Source organism: Polaromonas sp. 39-63-25 (assembly GCF_002278925.1).
Lineage (GTDB): Bacteria > Pseudomonadota > Gammaproteobacteria > Burkholderiales > Burkholderiaceae_C > Polaromonas.
This window is the reverse complement of the sequence record NZ_NCJH01000003.1, coordinates 16,095-35,422: the sequence shown is the minus strand read 5'-3', so window position 1 is coordinate 35,422 and position 19,328 is coordinate 16,095. Positions and strand designations below refer to the sequence as shown.

18 protein-coding genes and 1 pseudogene are annotated in these 19,328 nt (G+C 62.6%); 13 read left to right on the top strand and 6 right to left on the bottom strand.

Going from position 1 to position 19,328, the window contains the following annotated elements; all coding sequences use genetic code 11:
- The first annotated feature begins 25 nt into the window (after positions 1-25).
- The 7 genes from B7X65_RS04535 to B7X65_RS04505 all read left to right on the top strand — a co-directional run bounded on the left by B7X65_RS04535 (position 26) and on the right by B7X65_RS04505 (position 8,661).
- Positions 26-2,212: an indolepyruvate ferredoxin oxidoreductase subunit alpha gene (locus B7X65_RS04535; protein WP_293593108.1), complete on the top strand. Its 2,187-nt coding sequence runs from the start codon at positions 26-28 to the stop codon at positions 2,210-2,212.
- Entirely contained in the window at positions 2,209-3,723 is a 1,515-nt protein-coding gene (locus tag B7X65_RS04530; RefSeq protein WP_293593105.1) for an indolepyruvate oxidoreductase subunit beta family protein, read from the top strand. The genes B7X65_RS04535 and B7X65_RS04530 overlap by 4 nt, the downstream gene beginning before the upstream one ends.
- Positions 3,724-3,813: 90 nt before the next feature.
- Entirely contained in the window at positions 3,814-4,791 is a 978-nt protein-coding gene (dctP, locus tag B7X65_RS04525) for a TRAP transporter substrate-binding protein DctP (RefSeq protein WP_293593103.1), read from the top strand.
- Positions 4,792-4,857: 66 nt separating this feature from the next.
- Complete coding sequence (locus B7X65_RS04520; RefSeq protein WP_293593101.1) at positions 4,858-5,388, top strand: TRAP transporter small permease; 531 nt, start codon at positions 4,858-4,860, stop codon at positions 5,386-5,388.
- Positions 5,385-6,707, top strand: a complete 1,323-nt coding sequence (locus tag B7X65_RS04515; protein ID WP_293593099.1) for a TRAP transporter large permease subunit — start codon at positions 5,385-5,387, stop codon at positions 6,705-6,707. The genes B7X65_RS04520 and B7X65_RS04515 overlap by 4 nt, the downstream gene beginning before the upstream one ends.
- A gap of 188 nt (positions 6,708-6,895) precedes the next feature.
- Positions 6,896-7,315: a response regulator gene (locus tag B7X65_RS04510; protein WP_293593097.1), complete on the top strand. Its 420-nt coding sequence runs from the start codon at positions 6,896-6,898 to the stop codon at positions 7,313-7,315.
- Positions 7,316-7,467: 152 nt separating this feature from the next.
- Positions 7,468-8,661: a nitrate/nitrite transporter gene (locus tag B7X65_RS04505; RefSeq protein WP_293593238.1), complete on the top strand. Its 1,194-nt coding sequence runs from the start codon at positions 7,468-7,470 to the stop codon at positions 8,659-8,661.
- Position 8,662: 1 nt separating this feature from the next.
- Here the strand turns inward: B7X65_RS04505 and B7X65_RS04500 are convergent, their stop codons facing one another.
- Positions 8,663-9,664 (bottom strand): OBAP family protein, encoded by a 1,002-nt coding sequence (locus tag B7X65_RS04500; RefSeq protein WP_293593095.1) that lies wholly within the window; start codon positions 9,662-9,664, stop codon positions 8,663-8,665.
- Between the two features lie 34 nt (positions 9,665-9,698).
- A complete protein-coding gene (locus B7X65_RS04495; protein WP_293593093.1) occupies positions 9,699-10,034 on the bottom strand; it encodes a four-helix bundle copper-binding protein in 336 nt (111 codons plus the stop codon).
- Positions 10,035-10,307: 273 nt separating this feature from the next.
- On the opposite strand from B7X65_RS04495, the gene B7X65_RS04490 reads away from it, so the two are divergent.
- Complete coding sequence (locus B7X65_RS04490; protein WP_293593091.1) at positions 10,308-10,469, top strand: hypothetical protein; 162 nt, start codon at positions 10,308-10,310, stop codon at positions 10,467-10,469.
- A gap of 134 nt (positions 10,470-10,603) precedes the next feature.
- Positions 10,604-11,407 carry a transglutaminase family protein gene (locus B7X65_RS04485; RefSeq protein WP_293593089.1) on the top strand — a complete coding sequence of 268 codons (804 nt, stop codon included), beginning with the start codon at positions 10,604-10,606 and terminating at the stop codon, positions 11,405-11,407.
- A gap of 117 nt (positions 11,408-11,524) precedes the next feature.
- Here B7X65_RS04485 and B7X65_RS04480 read toward each other — a convergent pair whose 3' ends face one another.
- Together B7X65_RS04480 and B7X65_RS04475 are read right to left on the bottom strand one after the other, a co-directional pair.
- Positions 11,525-12,283 (bottom strand): class II aldolase/adducin family protein, encoded by a 759-nt coding sequence (locus B7X65_RS04480; RefSeq protein WP_293593086.1) that lies wholly within the window; start codon positions 12,281-12,283, stop codon positions 11,525-11,527.
- A 75-nt stretch (positions 12,284-12,358) separates the two neighbouring features.
- On the bottom strand, positions 12,359-12,979 hold the full coding sequence (locus B7X65_RS04475; protein ID WP_300511934.1) for a flavin reductase family protein: 621 nt from the start codon (positions 12,977-12,979) through the stop codon (positions 12,359-12,361).
- 207 nt (positions 12,980-13,186) lie between these two features.
- Between B7X65_RS04475 and B7X65_RS04470 the strand changes: the two genes are divergently transcribed.
- From B7X65_RS04470 to B7X65_RS04455, 4 genes and pseudogenes are all read left to right on the top strand, one after another.
- Entirely contained in the window at positions 13,187-15,004 is a 1,818-nt protein-coding gene (locus B7X65_RS04470; protein ID WP_293593084.1) for a 3'-5' exonuclease, read from the top strand.
- 42 nt (positions 15,005-15,046) lie between these two features.
- Entirely contained in the window at positions 15,047-16,843 is a 1,797-nt protein-coding gene (locus B7X65_RS04465) for an AAA family ATPase (protein WP_293593081.1), read from the top strand.
- A gap of 73 nt (positions 16,844-16,916) precedes the next feature.
- A pseudogene (locus tag B7X65_RS04460) lies at positions 16,917-17,081 on the top strand (VOC family protein); the annotation flags it as partial.
- A gap of 90 nt (positions 17,082-17,171) precedes the next feature.
- Complete coding sequence (locus B7X65_RS04455; RefSeq protein WP_293593079.1) at positions 17,172-17,780, top strand: trans-aconitate 2-methyltransferase; 609 nt, start codon at positions 17,172-17,174, stop codon at positions 17,778-17,780.
- Between the two features lie 131 nt (positions 17,781-17,911).
- Here B7X65_RS04455 and B7X65_RS04450 read toward each other — a convergent pair whose 3' ends face one another.
- Together B7X65_RS04450 and B7X65_RS04445 are read right to left on the bottom strand one after the other, a co-directional pair.
- Complete coding sequence (locus B7X65_RS04450) at positions 17,912-18,568, bottom strand: hypothetical protein (protein ID WP_293593077.1); 657 nt, start codon at positions 18,566-18,568, stop codon at positions 17,912-17,914.
- A gap of 24 nt (positions 18,569-18,592) precedes the next feature.
- Positions 18,593-19,318 (bottom strand): hypothetical protein, encoded by a 726-nt coding sequence (locus B7X65_RS04445; RefSeq protein WP_293593075.1) that lies wholly within the window; start codon positions 19,316-19,318, stop codon positions 18,593-18,595.
- Positions 19,319-19,328: the final 10 nt, after the last annotated feature.

Sequence of the window (19,328 nt, the reverse complement as noted above, 5' to 3'; positions counted from 1 at the left end):
GCCGTTGCGGCCAGCGGGGCGGCGCATGGCTGAACGTTCGTTTTCCGCCGAGGTGGAAAAACTGCGCCTGGGCGCGGGGGAAGAGTTTCGCGGAGAAGGCATCCTGGCCGTCACCAAGGCCCTGCTGCAATCGGGCGTGTCGTATGTCGCCGGCTACCAGGGCGCGCCGATTTCGCACCTGATGGATGTGCTGACCGACGCCAACGACATCCTGCAGGAGCTCGGCGTGCGTTTCGAGCACAGCGCCTCCGAAGCCACCGCCACCGCCACGCTGGCGGCGTCCGTCAATTACCCGCTGCGGGGCGCCGTGACCTTCAAGTCCACCGTCGGCACCAACGTGGCCTCCGACGCGCTGGCCAACCTGGCCTCGGGCGGCGTGACCGGCGGCGCGCTGCTGATCGTCGGCGAGGACTACGGCGAGGGCTCGAGCATCATGCAGGAGCGCTCGCACGCCTTTGCCATGAAGTCGCAGGTCTGGCTGATGGACCCGCGCCCCAACCTGGAAAGCATTGTGCAGGCCGTGGAAATGGGGTTTGAACTCTCTGAAGCCAGCCGCACACCGGTGATGCTGGAGCTGCGCATACGCGCCTGCCATGTGCATGGGCGTTTTCCCACCAAGGACAACAAGCGATCGGCCTTCACGCTCAAGGACGCGATGGAAAACCCGCAGCGCGACGCCAGCCGCATCGTGCTGCCGCCGGCGAGCTATGCGCAGGAACAGGAAAAAATCACCGAACGCTGGCCGGCCGCGGTGAAGTTCATCCAGCAGCACCAGCTCAACGAATTTTTTGCCGAGGGCGCCAAAGACTTCGGCATCGTCATGCAGGGCGGCCTGTACAACAGCGTGCTGCGCTCGCTCGAGCTGCTGGGACTGGCCGATGCGTTCGGGCAGTCGCAGGTGCCGCTGTATGTGTTGAACCTGACCTACCCGCTGATCGACGACGAGTTCAAGCGTTTTTGCGCCGGCAAGCGCGGCATCTTGCTGGTCGAGGAAGGCCAGCCCGACTTCATCGAGCAAAACGTCAACACCATCCTGCGCCGGGCCGACATCCAGACCCGCGTGCACGGCAAGGACGTGTTGCCCATGGCCGGCGAATACACCGGCGGCGTGGTGCTCAAGGGCCTGGCCCGCTTCATAAACATCTACGCACCCGAGCTGCTGGAGGGCCGGGAGCTGCCGCTGGCGGCGCGCCCCGCGGCCACCGGCCTGGCGGTCCTTAGCGGCAACCCCAAGGCCTTTGCGATCCAGGCGGCCTCCGCCGAGGTGCAGGCCCGCCCGCCCTCGTTTTGCACCGGCTGCCCCGAGCGCCCCATCTTCACCGCGATGAAGCTGATCGAGCGCGAGCTCGGCCAGCACCATGTGAGCTGCGACATCGGCTGCCACCTGTTTTCCATCCTGCCGCCCTTCAACATCGGCGCCACCACCATGGGTTACGGCCTGGGCTGGGCCGGCGCCTCGGCCTTCAACACCACTGAAACCTCCAAACGCACGATCGCCATGATGGGCGACGGCGGCTTCTGGCACAACGGCCTGACCAGCGGTGTCGGCAACGCGGTGTTCAACCAGACCGACAACGTGCTGCTGGTGGTGGACAACGGCTACTCGGCCGCCACCGGCGGGCAGGACGTGCTGTCGTCCAAGGCCGTCAACCCGCTGCGCAGCACCAACAACCCGATCGAGAAAGCCGTGCGCGGCGTCGGCGTGAAATGGGCCAAGACGGTGACCAACACCTACAGCCTGGCGCAGATGCGCGACACCCTGCGCGAAGCACTCACCACGAAAGAAAAAGGCCCCAAGGTCATCATTGCGCAAAGCGAATGCATGCTGAACCGCCAGCGCCGCGTCAAGCCGCAGATCCGCAAGATGATTGCCGGCGGCGAACGTGTGGTGCGCGAACGTTTCGGCATCGACCCCGACACCTGCACCGGCGACCACTCGTGCATCCGGCTCTCGGGCTGCCCCTCGCTGACCATCAAGCCCAACCCGGACCCGCTGCGGCGCGACCCGATCGCCACGGTGATCGACAGCTGCGTGGGCTGCGGCTTGTGCGGCGAAGTGGCACACGCCGCGGTGTTGTGCCCGTCTTTCTATCGCGCCGAGATCATCAACAACCCGACCGCGTGGGACGGCTTCAAGCTGAAGCTGCGCACGGCGGTGATCGGCTGGCTGCAAAACCGCATTGAGCGCCGGCTCGAAGGGATTGCGGCATGAGTACACCAATGAACAGTGAGCGAGCCATCACGATCGCCATCCTCGCGATGGGCGGCGAAGGCGGCGGTGTGCTGGCCGACTGGCTGGTGGATCTGGCCGAACAGAACGGTTACTTCGCGCAGACCACCTCGGTGCCCGGCGTAGCACAGCGCACCGGCGCCACCGTGTATTACCTCGAGATGTTCCCCGAAGCCGCCGTTCCCGCCGGCCGCATGCCGGTCATGGCGCTGAGCCCGGTGCCCGGCGAGGTCGACATCGTGATTGCCTCGGAACTGATGGAGGCCGGCCGCGCACTGCAGCGCGGCCTGGTCACGGCCAACCGCACCACCTTTGTGGCCTCGACGCACCGCGTGTATTCCATGACCGAACGCACCGCCATGGGTGACGGCCGCGTCAGCTCGGACAGGCTGCTTGAAGGCGGGCGTGCCGCGGCCCGGCATTTCATCAGCGCCGACTTTGCCCAGCTGGCCGAAGACACCGGCAGCCTGATCAGCCCCACGCTGTATGGCGCGCTGGCCGCCACCGGCCACCTGCCCTTTACCCGCGAACAGTTCGAAGCCACCATCACGCGCGGCGGCGTCGGCGTCACCTCCAGCCTCAAGGCCTTTGCCGCGGGTTTTGCCGTGGCGCAGCAAACGCTGGCGCCACCAGCGGCGGCGGCCCTGCCAGCCGCTGCGCCCATGCCGCCGGTCGGCGCGCGGCTCGCGGCGCTGGCGCAGCGTATTGAACAAAACTTTCCGGCCAGCAGCCACGCCACGCTGGCCGCCGGCGTTATGCGTGCGGCCGACTACCAGGACGTGCCCTACGCCGCAACCTACCTGGACCGCCTGCAGCCGCTGCTGGCCCGCCTGCCGGCCGACCCTGCGCTGGCCGCCGAGCTGCTCGACGAAACCGCGCGCCACCTGGCGCTGTGGATGTCCTACGAAGACACCGTGCGTGTGGCCGACCTGAAAACCCGGCGCTCGCGTTTTGCGCGCGTCGGTGGCGAAGTCAAGCTGAGCAATACGCAGCACCTGGGCATCAACGAGTTTTTGCATCCGCGCGTCGAGGAAATTGCCGACACGCTGCCGGCCGGCCTCGGGCGCTGGCTGCTGGCCACGCCCTGGGCGCGCGCCTGCGTCGAGCCTTTCACGCGCAAGGGCCGCATCGTGCAGACCAGCTCGATACGCGGCTACCTGCTGCTGTACACGATTGCCGCGCTGCGTCCGCTACGTCCGCGCTCGCTGCGCTTCCAGGTGGAGCAGCAGCGCATCGACGGCTGGCTGGCCACCATCACAAGCCTGGCGAGCACGCAGCCGGCGCTGGCGCTCGAAGTGGCGCGCTCGCAGCGGCTGGTCAAAGGTTATGGCGACACCCATGTGCGCGGCTGGCGCAGTTTCGAACGCGTCATGAGCAAACTGCCGCAACTGCAGGCCGGACCCGATGGGGCCCGGAAATTGCAGGCACTGAGCCAGGCCGCGCTGGCCGACGACAGCGGCAAGGCGCTGGACCAGATGCTGGCCACGGTGTAGGTCATCAACGTGAGAGTGGTAGTCGCCCGCATTGACGGGTGTTTGTGCAGAGCGGATCATCAATAGCAAATCCAACAGGAGACAGACCCCATGAAAGTCAGCTTTTTAAACACCGTCAAAACGGTTTCGGCCGTGCTGGTCGCCGCCAGCTTTTCGGGCGGCGTCGCCGCGCAGGAAGTCACGCTGCGCCTCGTAAGTGCGTTTGCCGAAAACGGCATTTACGTGCAGCGCCTGCAACCCTGGATCGCCAAGGTCAACGCCGAAGGCAAGGGCGTGCTGCAGATCAACTTCCTCGGTGGCCCGAAAGCCATCCCGACCTTTGAAGCCGGCAACGCGGTGAAAACCGGCGTGGTTGACATGGCCATGAACACCGGCGCGTTCTACACCAACGTCATGCCCGAGGCCGACTTCCTCAAGCTCACGCAGATCCACGTGGCCGAGCAGCGCAAGAACGGCGCCTTCGACGCGATCAACAAGGTCTGGAACGAGAAGGGCAACATGCAGTACCTGGCCCGCATGGTCGAGAATCAGCCCTTTCACATCTACACCAACAAGAAGGTCGACAAGCCCGACCTGACCGGCCAGAAGATCCGCATCACCCCGGTGTACCGCGACTTCTTCCAGTCACTCAACGCCAACGTCATCACCACGCCACCGGGCGAGGTCTACACCGCGCTCGAGCGCGGCGTGGTTGATGGTTACGGCTGGCCCATCGGCGGCATTTTTGACTTGAACTGGCACGAAAAAACCAAATTCCGCATCGACCCCGGTTTCTACGACGCCGAAGTCTCGCTGATCATGAACCTGCCGGCGTACAAAAAGCTCACCGACACGCAGCGCAACTACCTGCAAAAGCAGCTGCTCGTGCTCGAAGCCGAAAACACCTTCTGGGCCAAGTACACCACCTCGGAAACCGCACGCCAGCAGGCCGCCGGCATCCAGACCATCACGTTTGATGCCGCCACGGCCAAGGCCTTCCGCGACAAGGCTTACGACATCGGCTGGGCCGGTGCGACCAAGCAGAGCCCGGAGATTGCCGCCCGCTTCAAGGCGCTGTTTTCCAAATGAGGTGCCAGCCGCAGCCGGCGCATGGCCGCCTCACCCGCCTGTGCCTTCGCTGCGGTGGCTTGATTCATGATTGACCGCCTGTCGTCCCACTACGGCAGGGCGCTCAGCGCGCTGGCCATGCTCGGCTGCGCCATCCTGATGGCCATGATGCTGATCATCGTGGCCGATGTGGCGCTGCGCAACCTGCCCATTCCCGGCCTGCCGCAAGGCCTGGCCTGGAGCAATGAAATCTCCGAGCTCATGCTCTACCTGATCACCATGTGTGTGGCGCCCTGGCTGCTGCGCCAGGGCCAGCACATCCGGGTGGACATCCTGCTGCAGGCGCTGCCGCCGCGGCTGGCCTGGACCCTTGAATGGGTCGGCGACCTGATCGGTCTCGCCTGCTGCGTGGTGATTGCCTGGTACGGCACGCAGGCCGCGTGGTCGAGCTACATCTCGGGCGCCGTCAACATCAAGACCCTGGTCACCCCCGAGTGGTGGGCGCTGGCGCCGCTGCCGCTGGTTTTTGTTCTTCTTGGAATTGAAATGATTTTTCGCATGATCCGGCTGCAACGCGGCCCGCGCGGTCCGCGCCACGACGCGGTGAGCGCAGCATGAGCGGCTGGGGCCTGGCCGCCTGGCTGATGCTGGGCGGCTCCACGGTGCTGCTGTTCATCGGCATGCCGGTGGCGCTGACCTTCATCACCATCAACATCATTGGCGCCTGGCTCTACATGGGCGGCGAGCCCGGACTCATGCAGCTGGCGCGCAGCAGCGTGACCTCGGTCACGGCTTTTTCACTGACGCCGATTCCGCTGTTTGTGCTGATGGGCGAGATCCTGTTCCACACCGGCCTGGCACTCAAGGTCATCGAAGGCGTGGAGCGCCTGATCAAACGTGTGCCCGGCCGTCTTGCCGTGGTGGCCGTGGTCGCAGGCACGGTGTTCTCGGCGATCTCGGGCTCGACGATTGCCACCACCGCCATGCTGGGCTCGCTGATGCTGCCCATCATGCTGGCGCGCGGCTACCACCCGACGATTGCCACCGGCCCCATCATGGCCATCGGCGCGGTCGACATGCTGATTCCGCCCTCGGCGCTGACCGTGTTGCTCGGCTCCCTGTCGGGCATCTCGATTTCCAAGCTGCTCATAGGCGGCGTGATTCCGGGTGTGATTCTGTCGGTGGCCTTTGTGCTGTGGATCATCATCCGCGTCAGCATCAGCCCCAAGCTCGCGCCGGCCGACAGGGACGACGTGGTGCAACACCGCGGCTGGGCCCGCTGGAGCCTGTTTTTTGGCTATGTGCTGCCCACGCTGTCGATCTTCGGCGTGGTGGTGGGCGCGCTGGCCGCCGGCTGGGCCACCCCGACCGAATGCGCGGCGCTGGGCGCTTTTGCCACCATGCTGCTGGCCCTGTGTTACCGCGCGCTGACCTGGGATGCGGTGATCAAGGCGCTCAAGGGCACGGCCGGCATCTCGGGCATGATTCTGTTCATCATCCTGGGCGCCACGACCTTTGCGCAGATCCTGTCGTTCTCGGGCGCCAGCAGCGGCCTGGTGCAGTTCATCACCGGCCAGGGCCTGTCCACCAACATGATTGTGGTCGGCATGATGCTGATGCTGATTTTCCTCGGCATCTTTGTCGACCAGGTCAGCATGATGATGATCACGCTGCCCATCTTCATGCCCATCGTGCAGGCGCTCGGCATCGACCCGATCTGGTTCGGCGTGATGTTCCTGATCTGCATGCAGCTGGGCCTGCTGCTGCCGCCGCACGGCCTGCTCCTGATGACCATGCGCGGCGTGGCGCCGCCGTCGGTCACCATGAGTCACATTTTCATCGCCGTCGTCCCTTATGTACTCATGAGCCTGATCCTGCTCGCGGCGGTGTTCTGGATGCCGGCAATTGCGACCTGGCTGCCCAAACTGATTGGATAGCCCGCCTCCAGGATTGCTACTTTTTTCATAGCTTTGAGCGCCCGTCAGTATTGGGCCGGAGCCCTGTTTTGCTCCAGACGCAGGCCCTGCGCGACCTGTGGGACAGCGCCTACAGGCCAAGGCGTCCCGGGCCCACAGGTGCGGCCGCCGCAGTGACGTACGGTTACCCCTTCATCAAAAGGGGAGCCATGCTGCTCAGCACTTTCCTTGTCGAAGACAAGCCCGAGATACGCGACACCGTGGTCTTGGCCATGGAAGAAGTGGCGCCGCTCAAATTTGTCGGCCATGCCGCCAGCGAGGCTGCGGCCCGCCAATGGCTGCGCACCTTCAATGACGACTGGCAGCTGGCCATTGTTGACCTTTTCCTCTCGGAAGGTTCCGGCTTTGGCGTGTTGCGCGACTGCCAGGCGCGCAAGCCGAACCAGAAGGTGGTGGTGCTCACCAGTTATTGCCATCGGAACATCACGGACCGTTGCCTGCAGCTGGGCGCCGACCGGGTGTTCGACAAATCCGCCGACCTGGAAGAACTGGTGGCGTTTTGCAAGGCGCACGCCAACAACCTGGCCCGCGTGGTACCGCAGGTGGAATCCAACGGCACGCTGCACTGAGCGCCCCGCCCCCTGCGGGTGAAGGCCTGCCATGACGTCGCAGGTCGTGTAACCTCACCGGCATGACCGCCGCCGCACCGCCACCCCACGCCGCCCACGCGTCGCCCGCCCTTCCCGACCCCCGCGCCGATCCCACGCGCGCCATCTGGGTCATGCTGTTTGCGCTGATCACCGCGTTTGCGCTAAGCCAGGCCTGCCGCACCGTGGCCGCCATCATGGCCACACCGCTGCAGGCCGACTTTGGCCTGAGCGCCCAGGCGCTGGGCCTGTTTGCCGGCGCCTTTCACTTTGCCTTTGGCGCCATGCAGCTGTTCATGGGCATAGGCATTGACCTGCACGGCGTGCGGCGCACCGTGCTCACCGCGTTTCCGGTGGCGATTGCCGGCGCGGCCGTGTCGGCGCTGTCCACCAGCTTCGGCATGCTGATGGCCGGCCAGGTGTTGATCGGCATCGGCTGCGCGCCGGCCTTTCTGGTGTGCACGGTGTTCATCGCGCGGCACATGCCGGCGCACCGCTTTGCCGCCATCTCGGGCCTGGCCATGAGCCTGGGCGGCATCGGCCTGCTGCTGACCGGCACGCCGCTGGCCTGGCTGATCGAGGCCAGTTCGTGGCGCATGGGTTTCTGGGTGCTGGGCGCGTGGGGCGTGCTCGCCTGGGGGCTGATCTGGGCGCTGGTGCATGAGCCGCCGCACCCGATGGATGCGCTGAAAAAGAAGGAGTCCGTGGGCCAGGCCCTGGCCGGCTTTGGCGCGCTGTTCACGCTGCCGCACACCTGGGGCATCTTGCTGCTGGCCAGCGTGGGGTATGCCTCTTTTGTCTCGCTGCGCGGCCTGTGGCTGGGCCCCATGCTGATCGAGCGTCATGGTTTTTCGCTGGTGCAAAGCGGCAACGTGGCGCTGGTGATGTCACTGGTGTCGCTGGCCGGCCCGCCGCTGTTCGGCCGCTTCGACCCCGGGCCCGCCACGCGGCGCCGCTGGATCACCGGCTTCACCTTGCTGGTGGCCGGCCTGTTTGCCACGTTTGCCTTCATACACAGCCCGCTCATCGACGTGGCGGCGCCCATCGTCATCGGCCTGCTGTCGGGTTACATGATTCTTCAATATTCCGACGTGCGCGCCGCCTACCCGGCGGCCATGACGGGCCGCGCCCTGTCGGTCTTCACCATGGCGATGTTTCTGGGCGTGGCCACCATGCAGTGGTTCACCGGCGTTGTGGCCTCGGTGGCGTCGGCTCAGGGCGTGGAGCCTTTCACCGCCGTGCTGGCCAGCATTGCCGCGCTGCTGACGCTGGGGGCATTGGCCTTCACCGTGCTGCCACAGCCGGCGGCGCCGGCCACCCACGCCTGAGCTAGCCGGCCGGCGCTGCGTCAGGCGCCACCACCGGCAGCGCGAAATAAAAACGGCGCTCGGGGCCCTCGGAAGCCGGCCGACCGACGCTCCTGTATTCATAGCTGCTGGCGCACGCTGCATAAAGGCTGCAGCCTGTTTTAACCATCACCGTCGCGGGGCCACGGCCCGGGGTCATGGCAGCGTGGCTTTGGGCTGGTTGGAGCGCGCATTGACCTGCGGCGCGCTGGTTTCCTGGCCCCCGGGTGGCGTTCTCGTGGGCGTGCTGGCTGCCGGTGGGGTCGGGAATCTGAACCACCTTGCCCTGCTGCCAGGCGTCGGCCCCCGGGTCCATGGTCGGTGACGCGATGTCCTCGCGGCTCTTTTTGCGGGCTGCGCTGTCGATGCCGAAGCGCTTGTCGCGCGCGGCGACCATGGCGGGGTCGGCCTGCCCGTCTGCGGTGAAACCCATCATCAGTTGCGGCACACCCAGCGGCAGGGTTTTCTGCGCGTCGGTGTGCCAGGTGTGCCAGGTCTTGCCGTAGGTGCCCACCAGCTTTTTCATCAACTCCTTCTCGGCGATCTCCGGAATGCCGGGCGCCAGCAGCTGGCCGGACTTCACCTCGTGCACATGGCTGTGCCACAGCGCCTTTTCTTCGGGCGGCAGCCCGGCAAAAAGCCCGGCGCTGACGATGTATTCCACACCCATGATCTTGGCGTCCTTCTGGTTGCCGTCGTAGATCACGCACTGGGTCACGTCCTCGTTGAGCAGCGAACAGTAGTGGTGCGCCTCGATCTGCATGTCCGGGCGGCCGTTGTAGAAGTGAAAGCCGTCCAGGTAGGCATTGAGTGCCTCGACCGGCGGCTTGTTCTGCAGGGCGATGGCCCCCGCTTCCAGGACCTGGGTCTTGATGGTTTCGGGCTGTCCCGGCGCCTGGACACTGGACTTGGTCCTGTTGTCACCACATGCCCCCAGCGTGAAGCCAAGCAAGGTCATGGCGCTTGTCAGAACCATCCGTTTCATGGGTTCTCCAGTGGCGGCACGGTGATGACGACCCTCAGGCCTGCGCCGCCATTTCGCGGCAGGCCTCGGCGCAGTGTTTGCACGCCCGCGCACAGGCCTGGCAGTGGTCCATGTCGTGTTGCACGCATTCCGCGGCGCAGGCCTCGCAGATCTCTGCGCACAGCGCGCACACGGCCCGGGCGTGCTCGCTGTCGCGCGCCATCAGCGCAGCGGCGGTTTCGCAGATCGCCGCGCAGTCCATGTCGAGGGCGATGCAGCGCGCCATCGCCTTCACATCCGGCTCGCGCAGGCAGGACGCCGCGCAGGTATTGCAGGCGGCAGCGCAGCTGTAGCAGGCATCGATACAGCGCTGGTAGTTCTGGTCAGTCATGGGGGTCTCCTTGGGTGGGGGCAAAGCGTTTCGGCGCAGGGGCCGCGATGGGTCTTTGGTCACATTAGGAGCCTGCGGCCCAAGGAACTGTCAGCGATGGTCCGGCGTCCTTGTAGGACGACCCGGTGGCGCGACCCGGTGGTGCTCTGCGCCGGCGGCGGATGTAAAAACGCGTTTCATCGTTTGCCCCCGGCCACCGCCCGCGCTAAGGTGTTCTTTCCCTCAACCATGCTTCAGCGCGGCGCAGCAGCAGCCCGCCGTGCAGCTTCAGCCATGACCCAACAGGAAAAGAAACAGTCGCTCAACATCGGCGCCGGCGTGATGATCGGCGTCATCATCGGCGCCATCATCGAAAACCTCACCATGGGCATAGGCATCGGGATTGCCATCGGCATCGCGCTGTCACTGGTGAACAAGGGCGGCAGCGCGAAGTAGCCCGGCCCGGCCGGCGCGGGCAAAACCGCCGCCGGCATCAGCAGCAAGCCTTGACCTACAGACGTGTGCACGGCTGAGGGGTAAGGTGGGCAAGTCGTTCCAGCCCACACGCCACCCTTCGCACCTGCCCCGCCATGAAACTCAAAGCCACCTGCACCCTGACCGTGAACACGGCCGCCGACTGTCCCATCGTCGCCATGCTGCGCCCGCGCAGCGGCCAGGCGCAGTGGATCGTCAGCGACCGTTATGAGCTGCAGCCCTGGGTGCCGACCACCGAGTATGTCGACAGCTACGGCAACCTGTGCCAGCGCCTGGTGCTGCAGGCCGGCGAAATGCGCATCGAGGTCGAAGTGGTGATGGAGGTCGAGGATCAGATCGCCGTGCAGCCCGACGCGCCGCACACGCCGGTGGCCGAGCTGCCCGACGACGTATTGCTCTACCTGCTGCAAAGCCGCTACTGCCCGTCGGACAAGATGTCCGAGAAGGCCCGCGAGATCGTCGGCGACACGCCACCCGGTTATGCGCAGGCGGAAACCATTCGCGGCTGGATCAACGCCAACCTGGACTACCAGTACGGCGTGAGCGACGCCAGCACCGACGCGATGGACTCGCTGGACCACGGCGCCGGCGTGTGCCGCGACTTTGCGCATGTGGGCATTGCGCTGTGCCGCAGCCTGCAGATTCCCGCGCGCATGGTCGTGGGTTACCTGCACGAACTGGACCCGATGGACCTGCACGCCTGGTTCGAGGCCTTTGTGGGCGGACGCTGGTACACCTTCGACGCCACCCAGAAGGAGCCGCGCGGCGGCCGCATCGTGCTGGCCTATGGCCGCGATGCCGCCGACGTGGCCTTCATCTCCGACTACGGCCCGCAGCCGCTGGAAGTCAGCGACATGAAGGTGCAGGTCAGCGAGGTGACCGACACTGTTGCCGCCTGACGGCAGCCTGTGGGCGCCTCAAACGCTCTGTTTTTGATAGCTGCCTGCGCACACTCCATAAGGGCTGGAGGCCAATTTCATGCACAAACCGCAAACAAACGGGAAAGGGAGCGCGGCTCAGTCCTTGTAGCTGGTGTCGAGCCGGTCCAGCTTGCGCAGCAGCGCCGGCCAGACAAAGGGGCCGCCCATGCCACCGCCGCGCACATAGGTGGCAGCGCGGTCGTCGCCGGTGTAGATCTCTTCTTCAAAATGAATCAGCTCGCCGCCGGCCTGTGCGCTGAGCTGGATCTGGCAGGTGCTTTCAAAGCGGTACATGTTCATGAAGGCGTCGGCAATCGTTTCGCCCACCGTCAGCAGGCCGTGGTTGCGCAGCACCAGATGGCGCGCGCTACCCAGGTCTTGCTGCAGGCGCGGCTTCTCGTCGTCGCGGAAGGCCACACCTTCGTAGTCGTGGTAACCCAGCGAGGCCAGCACAAAGGCCGACTGCTGCGAGATCGGCAAGAGACCGCACTTCTGCGCGCTGACGGCCACACCCGCGCGGGTGTGCGTGTGCAGCACACACGTCATGTCGTGCCGCGCCTCGTGCACCGCGCTGTGAATCACAAAGCCGGCCGGGTTCACCGGATGCGGCGAGTCGATCACCTTGTTGCATTGCTGGTCCACCTTGACCAGCGACGAGGCCGTGATCTCGTCAAACATCAGGCCGTAGGGGTTGATCAGAAAGTGATGCTCCGGCCCCGGCACCCGCGCGCTGATGTGCGTGAACACCAGGTCGCTCCAGCCATACAGCGCCACCAGGCGGTAACAGGCGGCCAGGTCCAAACGTAATTGCCATTCTTCGGCGCTGACAACTTCCTTGAGCGAGGCGATGTTCATGATGATGATGATGCGGTTTTCAATAGATGGGGAATGAACTGACTTTAATCGGGGCAGACAACTCGCGCTGGCTGGCTATCGCGGCCGGTACATGCGAAACAGCTGCTCCGGCCCGACAGTGAAGTAGTCGCCCGGCCCGCCGCCGCGCAACACGTGGCCGGCGTTGGCCGTGTCGTACACGCCGTCTTTGAGCAGCGCCTTGGCAATGTGCACCGCCACCACCTCGCCCAGCACCAGCCAGGTGTCGACCTTGCTGCCGTCCACGCCTTCGAGCTGCAGCACCTGCGTGCGCCGGCACTCGAACGAGACCGGGCTCTCGAGCACACGCGGCACCGCCACCACGCGCGAGGGCGCGGGCGTGAGGCCGGCGAGCTCGAACTCATTGACCTCGGGCGGCACCGCGGCGCAGGTCTGGTTCATCTGCTCGGCCAGCGCGCGCGTGGTGAGGTTCCACACAAACTCGCCGGTGGCCTCGATGTTGCGCACCGTGTCCTTGTAGCCGATGCTGGCAAAGCCCACGATGGGCGGCACGTAGTTGAAGGCGTTGAAAAAGCTGTAGGGCGCCAGGTTCAGCGCACCGGCCGCGTTGTGCGACGAGATCCAGCCAATCGGCCGCGGCCCGACGATGGCATTGAACGGGTCATGCGGCAGGCCGTGGCCGTGGCGGGGTTCGTAGAAGTGGATGGCGTCTGGCAAGGGGAAACCCTGAAGAAATGAAAAGATGGAACAACGATACCTGAAGCCACGCGCCTTCCAGGCCTGCGGGCCATGCGGCGGCCGCAGGGGAATAGCCCTACGCCAGTGCGGCGATATGGCAAAAAGTCACTGAAAAACCCGGAACTCCTGCGCACGATGCCGGGCATGATTCTCGTAACCAAGTGTTAGGGACGGCAGCAATCTCCAATGGCAACTCTTATTCCGGCAATCAGCAGCTGCGGTTCCCGCATGACCAGCGGCGAGCGCAGGCTGGCCGAGCGGCTGGAGCAGAAGCTCGACGACGACTACCTGCTCTGGTACGACGTGCCGGTGGGTCCCCGCCATTTGCACCCTGACTTTGTGGTGATGCATCCACGACGCGGCATCCTGATCCTGGAGGTCAAGGACTGGAGCCCCAAGACGATCCAGCACGCGGACAAGCAAAGCTGGCGGGTCTTTGTCGACGGGATGCTCAAAACCCAGCCCAATCCCGCCGAACAGGCCCGGCAATATGCACACGCGGTCGTTGATGCGCTCAAGCGCGACCCGCAACTGGTACAGGCAGAGGGCAAGTACCAGGGCAGCTTGAGCTTTCCGTGGAGCTATGGCGTGGTGTTCCCCAACATGACGCGCAGGCAATTCACCGACGGCCTGCTGGATGAGGTCATTGAACCGCATTACGTGATCTGCAGCGATGAAATGCTGGAGAAGGTTGACGCCGAAGACTTGCAGAGCCGCCTGTGGGGCATGTTCCCCTTCATGATGAGCGGCGTCATGTCGCTGCCGCAACTGGACCGGGTGCGCTGGATCATGTTTCCCGAAGTGCGCGTGCAGCCGCAGGGCGCGCTGTTCGACGACAGCGATGAAAGCGCCGAGATGCCCAGCATCATGCGCGTGATGGACATCCAGCAGGAACAACTCGCCCGCAGCCTGGGCGACGGCCACCGGGTGATTCATGGCGTGGCGGGTTCGGGCAAAACCATGATCCTCGGCTACCGCGCCGAATACCTGGCGCAGGCCAGCACCGCCAACAGCAAGCCCATCCTCGTCCTGTGTTTCAACGAACCGCTGGGCGTGAAGCTGCACAGCGTGATGGACGCCAAGGGCTTGAGCGGCAAGGTGCATGTGCGGCATTTTCATAAATGGTGCCGCGACCAGCTGGTGGCTTTTGGGCAGCCCCTGCCGGGGCAGATGGGGGCCCAGCAGTTTGTGGAAGAGCTGGTGCAGCGCGTCATTGCCGCCGTCGACCGCAAGCACATCCCCGGCGGCCAGTATCAGGCCGTGCTGATTGACGAAGGCCACGACTTTGCGCCCGAGTGGCTCAAGCTGGTGACGCAAATGGTGGACCCGACCACCAACAGGCTGCTGCTTCTGTATGACGATGCGCAAAGCATTTACGAACGCAGCCGCAGCAAACAGTTCAGCTTCAAAAGCGTGGGCGTGCAGGCTCAGGGCCGCACCACCATCCTGAAAATCAACTACCGCAACACCAAGCAAATCCTGCAAACCGCCAACCTGATTGCGGCAGACCTGCTGACGGCGGACGACAAAGACGACGACGGCATTCCGCTGGTCAAACCCATCAGCTGCGGGCGCGAAGGGCAAGCGCCCATCATCATCAAGCTGCCCAGCCTGCGCGAAGAAGCATTTGCCATTGCCGACCAGCTGAGCCACGCCCACCAGGAAGGCCACGCCTGGGGCGACATGGCCATTTTGTGCGCAGACTGGAAAACCATGGACATTTGCGCCGACGCCCTGCACCAGCGCAAGCTGCCCTTCAATGTGCGCAAGTACTCAGGCGACTACAACCCCGCAGCAGACGCCATCCAGATCATGACCATGAAGGTCAGCAAGGGCCTGGAGTTCCCCGTGGTGGCGCTGCCCGGCGTGGGACACATGCCCGCGCCTGGGGAAGACGAGCAGGAGGCCGCGCGGGTGTTTTATGTGGCGGCGACGCGGGCGACGCACATGTTGGTGATGGGGGTGTCTGGCAATAGTGGGTTTGGGCGGCGGCTGTCGACTTAAATCCTTGCGCCTCTTCAGAAGATTGCCTAACTAAAAAATCAAATGTCATCTACTCGCATTACTTCTGTACATTTCAAGAGATACAAGGCATTCGCCAATTTCAGCATTTCGCTGCAAGATTTCAACGTCCTTGTAGGCCCCAACAACGCGGGGAAATCCACGATCATCGGTGTTTTTCGAATACTCTCGGAAGGCTTGCGTAGGGCGAGATCGCGAAAAGCCGAGCAGTTGATCGCCAATGGAATTAGAAGATGGGGACATCGCTTTAACATTGCTGATTTGCCGATTTCATCAGAGAATATTTTTCATGACTACGATGACTCAGAACCTGCAGAAGTTACGTTCAAACTTTCAAACGGCAATAAGTTAATTCTTCACTTCCCAGAACAAGGATCATGCTTTTTACTTCCGGATTCGGAAGGCGGAAAAGTAGATTCCCCAACTATTTTCAAGAAGAAATTTGACATTAGTGTCGGGTTTGTTCCAATTCTTGGCCCGGTCGAGCAACACGAGTTGTTGTATCAAGAAGAGGCTGCTCGACGCGCATTAATGACGAACGGCGCGTCGAGAAATTTTAGGAATATCTGGCAGCACTACCCGGACGGATTTGATCGTTTTAGAAGCCTCATCCAGAGCACATGGCCCGGCATGGACATAGAACGCCCGGAGATTCAGCAGGGCAGCACATCTCAATCGAGAGTTCTAAAAATGTTTTGTCCAGAGGAGAGATTTCCCCGTGAGATCTGTTGGGCAGGTTATGGCTTCCAAGTCTGGTGCCAAATGCTTACGCACATTGTGAAGTCTGCTGGCGCCGACCTACTAGTAATCGACGAACCCGACATCTACCTTCATGCAGATCTGCAAAGGCAGTTAGTTGCTTTGCTCCGAGATCTAGGGCCAGACATTTTGATCGCAACGCACTCAACAGAAATAATCTCAGAAACAGAACCCAGTAGCTTGCTGACGATAAACAAAAAGAAACGCTCCGCAACGAGGGTCAAAGACGTCAGTCAAATTAAACGCGTCTTCTTTGCGTTGGGCTCAAATCTGAATCCGACATTGACGCAAATTACGAAAACACGCCGAGTAATTTTTGTTGAAGGACTTGATTTTGACATCCTCGCTCGCTTCGCTCGGACAATGACATTTGATCGTCTGGCAAATAGAACTGACTTTGCATTAGTTAAGCTTGACGGGTTCAATCCTAGGCGGATGGAGGATCTGGCCGCAGGTATAGAGCTAACTATAGGGTCGAGAATGATGCGCGCGGTAGTTCTTGACCGTGACTATCGATCCAAAGAAGAAGTTCAACAAATTGCAAGTGAACTGAAGAAGCACGCGTCACTTATATACATCCACCAGTGCAAAGAGATCGAAAACTATTTATTGAGCTCGAAGGTATTATCTAGCGCCATCTCCTCTAGGCTTAACGAGCGAGTACGGCGGACCGGTTGTGCGTTGCCTCCGCTCCCAGATGTTTCTGCGCTACTTGACGAAATTACCGAGGGGCTTAAAGGAGAAGTACTGTCGCAAATTGTGGCCCGTAATTTGGACATGGCGAAGAAAAGCCATGCTAGTTTGGACGCGGCGACGGTAACACGTGCAGCGATTGAGGGCTTTGAGGAGGTTTGGAAGACTCCTTCGTCACGCCTAACCATTGTCCCTGGGAAGGAAGTCCTGGCGCAGTTAAATACGCGCTTGCAAAAAATGTTGTCTATATCGATTAGCGACGTTCAAATCGCATCGCATTTTTCGGTCGACGATATCCCCCATGATTTGCAGGAGTTGATATGTACTTTGGAGGAATTTAGGAACACCGCCGTCTCCGGGGATACATAACGCTGGATCTTTTTGGCATCTATTACCATCTCCCAGTTCCAAACCGCCCACGGGCACCCCACGGAGACAAATAATTTTCAGTCATGTCATGATCGGCGTTAACTACCTCGAAGCCTCAAAGAAGTTTTATGACGCTGTGCTCGGCACCTTGGGCATTGGCCCCGGCGTCGCCAACAAGAACCGCTATTTCTACCGCAGCCCCGGCGGCTCGTTTGACATCACCACGCCGAGCAATGGCTAGACGGCTTGCAATAGCAACACGATCGGGTTTTAGGTGGCCTTTGCATGAACAGGGCGATGCCCTCCACCCAGCAGAAAAGCAATGCGCATGAAATCTGCAAGCGACCAATGGTTTGACGAGGCGTACTACCAGCGCTACTACTTCGACGAGAAAACCGGCGTGGTGGACCCGGCGCATGTAGAGCGCCTGGGCACCTTTGTGTGCAGCTACCTGAAGTACCTGCGCGTGCCCGTGAAGCGGGTGCTGGACATGGGCTGCGGCATTGGCGTGTGGCGCGAGATTGTGGCCACGCACTTTCCTGAGGCGAGTTACCACGGCGTGGAGTACAGCGCCTGGCTGTGCGAACGTTATGGCTGGGAGCGTGGGTCGGTGGTGGACTACACCTCTAGCGAGCCCTTCGACCTGGTGATCTGCCAGGCCGTGCTGACCTACCTGAACCCGGCGGACCTGAAGCGGGCCCTGCACAACCTGGGCCGCCTGTGCCGGGGCGCGCTGTATGTGGAAGCCGCGACGCGCGAGGACTACGAGCGCGACGTCATCGACGATGAACTGGCCGACCCGCGCCTGCACCGCCACCCGGCGCAGCTGTACCGGCGCGGCCTGCGCGAGGGCCTGACCGAAATTGGCGGCGGCGTGTGGCTAAGCCGCAAGCTTGATGTGCCGCTGTTTGAACTTGAATGCGTGGACAGCCGCTGAGCGCGGCTGAGAACCGTCCAGCTACCCCGACGGCAACAAGCGCTGCGCCTTGCACCGGCCGAGCGCCTGACCCGGCGACCGGTTGACCCCGGCCAGCGCAGGGGCGCCGTGACGCCAGGCGCGCTCGCAGCCTATGGTTTCGCGGGTTGCAGGCCCTTGGCTTCAACCTGAAGCAAGCCGCTGCTGGTGGCTCTCAGCTTGAAGGCGTTGTCGATGCCGCCAATGAAGAAGCCCGTGCCAACAAACACGACATCGGTTCTGGACACGGTGACCTGTTCGGGCTCGAGGTTCAAGGCCCCGTAAATCAGCAGGTAGCGTTCGTTCTGGTTGGAGGGGTTGATGAATATCGTCTTCTCATACCCATGGCCGCGCTTCTTCATGCCGGTGTGGGGGTACACCCTGAGGGGCGAAAAGTCCGCATCCAGCGTTTCGATGCGCATGGCGACGTGCGTGAGTTCGTTGCCTTTACCTGCGCCGCCAGCCAGGGGAAGGCTGGCGATGCTGACGGCATATGTTTTCGTGTAGGCCGGAAGCTCCAGCAATAACAGTGCCTGTGCGCCTTGTCCAAAGTCATGAGCGGGGGATTTTTCGTCCAGCCTCAACTCGGTTTTTTCAAGCGGAAGGGGTACCCTGGCCAGCGTTTTCAGTTGCTGGCAACAGGGCGCCGTGCCCTGCGCGGCGGGTGCCGCGTTCTGGGTGGCAAGCGGCGCAGGGTCTTGCGCGTTGCCCACCAGATGAACAGCGGCCAGGCAACCTGCCGCCGCCAGACGGATGAAAAGATGGCGCATGTGTTGAGGCGTCAGTGAGCGAACTTACTTTTTCAGGTCCGCAACCATCTGCTTGACCAGAATGTCGACACTGGCCGTCAGGCAGGTTCTGGTTTTGTCGATGTTGGCTACGAGCTTGTCAATGTCGGCAAATTTGCAATCGGCTGCGGCTTCGATAAACACAACATCCTTGTTGCCGCTGTTGTAACCGTAGTGGTAGGCCTCTTTGTACAAAACAGCCTGAGATTTGCTGTCATTGAGCTCGGCAGTCATGGCCACAAAAGGATAGTAGGCGGTTGATGCGCCTGCCGCGAGATATCCAGCCTCAAAGGTCAGAAGAAGAAACGCGTCCTGGCCTTTCATGACTCGAACGGTTTCTTTGGCTTCGGCGGGCTTTGCGCCCCGCTTTACCGGCACGGCGACCACTTCATACCCCGCCTGCCGGAGGCCCGGCAATGCTTTTGCATAGAAGTCGGCGGTAAGCTTGGTGTTCTTGGGGTCCAGCACGTCGTTGAGCTTTTTGGTCTTGCTGGCGGTATCCGCCGCCGCGACGAGCCCACCGATCAACCCAAAACTCATGCCCGGATGATTGAGGACGCGGACGCCATACTCGTCCAGATCGTTCCATTGCTGGACAGCGATTTTCTTGATGCCTGCGGAGGCCTCATTGTTAAAAGCCTGCTTCTCAAATCTGGTGGCGCAGCCAGTGAGCAGCAACGCGCCGAACAAGACGGCCAGGCACGCACAGCGGTTTATCAACGAGTTTGTCATACGGTCCCTC